The sequence below is a fragment of the Saccharopolyspora sp. 6V genome, assembly GCF_020176785.1.
Lineage (GTDB): Bacteria > Actinomycetota > Actinomycetes > Mycobacteriales > Pseudonocardiaceae > Saccharopolyspora_C > Saccharopolyspora_C gregorii.
In genome coordinates this window covers 1-4077 of the sequence record NZ_JAIUKB010000218.1, presented here as the reverse complement: position 1 = coordinate 4077, position 4077 = coordinate 1, and the positions used below count along the sequence as shown (strand labels likewise).

Below are 4077 nucleotides of genomic sequence, written 5' to 3'. Positions count from 1 at the left end.
CGCCCCCCGGGCCGCGGGCCCGGCGCCCCCCCCCCCCGGGGGGGGGGGGGGCCGCCCCCCTAACCGCGGGCCCCGGGGCCCCTGGAAGACCCAGTCAGCCCCGGCGCAGCGCCGTCGTGATCTGCTGGCCGATCCGCGAGCCCGCCCGGCTCGCCGCGTCCGCGGGGATCGGCTGCGCGTTCGCACCGTCGAAGTCCTGGCCTTCGACGGTGAGCGCGACGCTGATGTTGCCGACGGCGAACACGTACTCCGCGCTTCCTGCGGCCGATCCGTGAACCCCGGCGTCGCCGACTCCGCTGATGCCCTGCATTCGCCCACCGGAATCCCGCCCGGCCCTCTGCACCGCCGCGAGCGCGAGATCCGAGCCGGAGGTCTCGCCGTTGCTGCGGTGCACGGTGTTCCGCACTGAAAGGGTCCGCAACGCCGGTCCCGGTCCGATTTCCGCTGCACCCCGGAACGACCAAGTGCACCCGTTCCCCGCTCGTTCCGGAGTGACCTGCGGGGCGCCGAGCGCGTCTCCGACCGCCTGCGTGGTCAGCAACGAGCACGCCTCCGGAGATTCCTGGAACTCGTCGTTCGCCGGGTCGGTTCCCGGGTTGCTCGCGCATCCCGCCGCGCACACCAGCAGAGCAGCGACGCCGATACCCCGCTGCCAGGCCCCGATCATGCGGACCCCGCCTTCCAGTTCCCGGAATCCGCGACCACCGACGGCAATGCCTCCGGGATCTGCAGATCTGCCGCCCGCTGCGCGAGTTCCAGCCCGCTGCGCTGGAAATCCGTCATGATCTGCACGATGTTCTGCGCCGTCGAGGTGATCAGCCGCAGGAAGTTCGCCAACGCCTCGAGCACGGCGTCCGCCACCCCGAAGAGCAACTCCTTCGCGCCGGCGACGATCCCACCGGTCATGCTCAGGATCTCCGCCCCGGTGTTGCCGATGATGCCGATCGCCTCCTTGTAGGCGTCGGTGATGTGCTGCCGGATGTCGAGCATCTTCCCGGAGAACTCGTCGAACAGCTCACCGGTCGCCAGCATCACCTTGGAAACGTGATCCAAGTAGGTCAGATAGCTGGTGGCCGCCGGCCCGGACCAGTTTCCGCTGATGGACGTGCGCGCCTCGACGATGGTGTCGTCGGCGTGCAGCAGACCTGCCTTGGCAGCGGGAGACCAGGCCTGGGCGATATCCATGACCACCTCGGGATGGCCGAGCCAGTCACGGATCTCATCGATGACCCGGACGATCACGTACCGTCCGGTCTTCTCGGCGTACTCGACGACGATGGCGGCTTCCCGATCAGGGAACGCAGTCAACGCTGCCGTCATGCTGCACCACCTCCTACTGGGTCTTCCGCAGCTCTGCTTCGATCTCTTCTTCGCGTTCGGCCTGGTCGTCGACCACCGCACGCAGGGAAGCGGCTGCCTTCCCCAGGTTCTCGACACCCTTCAACAGGCCGGCGAAGAGGTTCTCCGCAGCGCCGTTGTACGCACCGGGAATGTCGCCCTGCTTCCCCAGGAGGCCGAGGTCGTCTTCCTCCAAGGTCTTCCCCTTGACCTTGTTGTGCGCCTCTTCCCAGCTGTCTTGGGCCTCCTGCAAGAACATCACGTTCCCGCGCAATGCCTCGATCACCACGTCGAACCCGGCCACGCCGCTCACCCCTGACCGTTCTGGAACTCGCGTTCGCGCAATTCAGCAGCCTGCCGTTCGGCGTCCGCGAGTGCGTCTACGACGAGCCGACCGAGCGACGACTCGTTGGTACGCCAGAGGTTCTCCCGATCGAGCTCGATGTCGATCAACCGACCGTGACCGCTCACGGAGACGGTGCCGATCCCCCCTGGAACATCAACTGATATTCGACGTTCCGAGAGCGACCTCCCGACCTCCGCCACTTCTTCGGTGCGCCGACCGATCTCAGCGACCAAGTCCTCGATCTCCTGCATCACTCGGCCTCCGAGGTGAATCCTGGCGCGAGCTGCTGGAGCCGTTCGCCGGCCGCCTCACCAGCCATCCGGCGCGCAGCTTGGATGGACTCCACCAGGTCGCGCGAAATCATCTCGGGTCGACTCGAATCGAGCGCCCCGGCTCGGATGTCCAGTTCGAGCAGAGCTCCTCCTCCGGTGCAGGTCGCGGTCGCGACTCCGCTCTCCGACGAGCCGCGGAACCGCAGCGTGTCTTGCTCTTCTCGGGCTTCGCGAATCAGCCCGGCCTGCTCATCAAGAGCATCAGCCGTGCGCCGCAACTCTTCCCAGTCCAAATCCGCACCGCCTCTTCTCTGCGTACACGGGACCACGCCCTGTGACAGGTACCGTAAGAGACCACCGAGCCGGTGCGGGGCGGATTCGACGATCTCGTCGACGAACTTCCTGAACAGACCTCCGTCACCCGGGAGATCCCGTGCGGAAGACCGAAGAGGTGGGTTTCCCTGCGCAGAAGGCGACCTGGAAGACGGGCCGCAGGGGGCCTGATCGGGGCCGCCACCCCTCGGACGACGGAAGGGGCGCCCGACCGGGCGGTCGGGCGGCCCGTTCCGCGCGGGCGGTCGGGTCAGCTCTGGCCGATGCCCGAGCCGCCGCCGCTGTCGCCGATGCCCGACCCGTTGTCGTCACCGCTGTTGCCGATGCCGGAACCGCCGCCGCTGTCGCCGATGCCGGAACCGCCGTCGCCCTGCGCCAGGGCGATCGTGCCCACCCCGCCCGAACCGGGCACGGTGCCGTCGCTGGTACCGCCGGAACCGGGCGTGGTCTCGTCGGCGTCGCCATTGCCGGGGACGGTCTGGTCCGGCGGCGGGTCCGCCGCCAGCGCCACCGCCGGGGCCGCCACCGCGACACCGCCCGCCAGCACCAGCGCACCGAGGAACTTCTTCACCTGCACGACACGGCCTCCTCACCTGTCCGGCTCACCTGGCCGGGAAATCGGAGCGTAGAGCCGGAGGCCGGGTGACCGGACGAATTCCGCGCGTGCCGGGTACCGCTGCGGCATTCCCCCCACGAACCCCTCCCCGGCGGCGGGGCCGAGATGGTCTCCGGGCGACCGGTGCACACTGCTCGCATGCACACGAACGACACGCAGCCCCGCCTCGAACCGCTCGCCGACGGGGTGTGGGCGTGGGTGCAGCCGGACGGGACCTGGTGGGTGAACAACGCCGGGGTGATCGCCGGGGACGACGGGCTGCTCGTCGTCGACACCTGCGCCACCGAGCAGCGCACCCGCCGGTTCCTGGACGAGATCGCCCGCACCGCACCGGATTCGCCGATCCGGTGGGCGGTGAACACCCACGAGCACGGCGACCACTCCTACGGCAACTCGCTGCTGCCCGCCGAGACCGTCCTGTTCGGACACGAGCACATGCGGTCCGCGCTCGCCACCGACCCGATGATCGACGGTTGCCCGCCGTTCTGGTCGCCCGTCCCGGACTGGGGGAACGTGGTGCGGCGCGTGCCGTCGGTGACCTTCCGGTCCGAGCTGTCGGTGCACGTCGGCGGCCGCACCGTCGAGCTGCGCCACCCCGGCCACTCCGCGCACACCGGCGGCGACGTGGTGGCCTGGCTGCCCGAGGAACGCGTGCTGTTCAGCGGCGACCTGCTGTTCCACGGCCTCACGCCGCTGGTGTTCATGGGCTCGCCCGCGGGCGCTGCGCGGGCGCTGGACTGGATCGCCGAGTTCGAGCCGCGGCGCGTGGTGCCCGGGCACGGCCCGGTGATCGAGGCCGCGGACCTGCCGGGCGTGCTCGCCGAGCACGAGCGCTACTACCGGCTGGTGCTGGACCTCGCGAAGTCCGGGGTGGACGCCGGGATCCCGCCGCTGGAGGCCGCGCAGGACGCCGACCTCGGCGAGTTCGCGGACTGGGCCGACGCCGAGCGCATCGTCGCGAACCTGCACCGCGCCTACGCCGACCTGACCGGCACCTCGCCCGACGTGGCCGCCGCCCTCCGCGAATCCGTCGCATGGCGCGGCGCCCTGATGGAGACCTCCGTCAACACCGCCTGACCCGCCACCGGGTCGTGGGGGGGGGGGGGGGGGGGGGGGGGGGGGGGGGGGGGGGGGGGGGGGGGGGGGGGGGGGGGGGGGGGGGGGGGGGGGGG

General features: G+C 70.6%; 7 protein-coding genes. 1 reads left to right on the top strand and 6 read right to left on the bottom strand.

Annotated features, from left to right (window positions below; all coding sequences use genetic code 11):
- Positions 1 to 94 precede the first annotated feature (94 nt).
- From LCD35_RS29485 to LCD35_RS29460, 6 genes are all read right to left on the bottom strand, one after another.
- Complete coding sequence (locus tag LCD35_RS29485; protein WP_224960418.1) at positions 95 to 406, bottom strand: hypothetical protein; 312 nt, start codon at positions 404 to 406, stop codon at positions 95 to 97.
- Positions 407 to 663: 257 nt separating this feature from the next.
- The gene (locus LCD35_RS29480) at positions 664 to 1320 is read right to left on the bottom strand and encodes a hypothetical protein (RefSeq protein WP_224960419.1); all 657 of its coding nucleotides are present in this window, start codon (positions 1318 to 1320) and stop codon (positions 664 to 666) included.
- Between the two features lie 13 nt (positions 1321 to 1333).
- Positions 1334 to 1642, bottom strand: a complete 309-nt coding sequence (locus tag LCD35_RS29475) for a hypothetical protein (protein WP_224960420.1) — start codon at positions 1640 to 1642, stop codon at positions 1334 to 1336.
- Between the two features lie 5 nt (positions 1643 to 1647).
- The gene (locus LCD35_RS29470) at positions 1648 to 1935 is read right to left on the bottom strand and encodes a YbaB/EbfC family nucleoid-associated protein (RefSeq protein WP_224960421.1); all 288 of its coding nucleotides are present in this window, start codon (positions 1933 to 1935) and stop codon (positions 1648 to 1650) included.
- Complete coding sequence (locus tag LCD35_RS29465) at positions 1935 to 2249, bottom strand: YbaB/EbfC family nucleoid-associated protein (RefSeq protein WP_224960422.1); 315 nt, start codon at positions 2247 to 2249, stop codon at positions 1935 to 1937. Before LCD35_RS29465 ends, LCD35_RS29470 begins: the two co-directional genes overlap by 1 nt.
- Positions 2250 to 2539: 290 nt before the next feature.
- Positions 2540 to 2866, bottom strand: a complete 327-nt coding sequence (locus LCD35_RS29460; protein ID WP_224960424.1) for a hypothetical protein — start codon at positions 2864 to 2866, stop codon at positions 2540 to 2542.
- A gap of 177 nt (positions 2867 to 3043) precedes the next feature.
- Between LCD35_RS29460 and LCD35_RS29455 the strand changes: the two genes are divergently transcribed.
- The gene (locus LCD35_RS29455; RefSeq protein WP_224969008.1) at positions 3044 to 3982 is read left to right on the top strand and encodes an MBL fold metallo-hydrolase; all 939 of its coding nucleotides are present in this window, start codon (positions 3044 to 3046) and stop codon (positions 3980 to 3982) included.
- Positions 3983 to 4077: the final 95 nt, after the last annotated feature.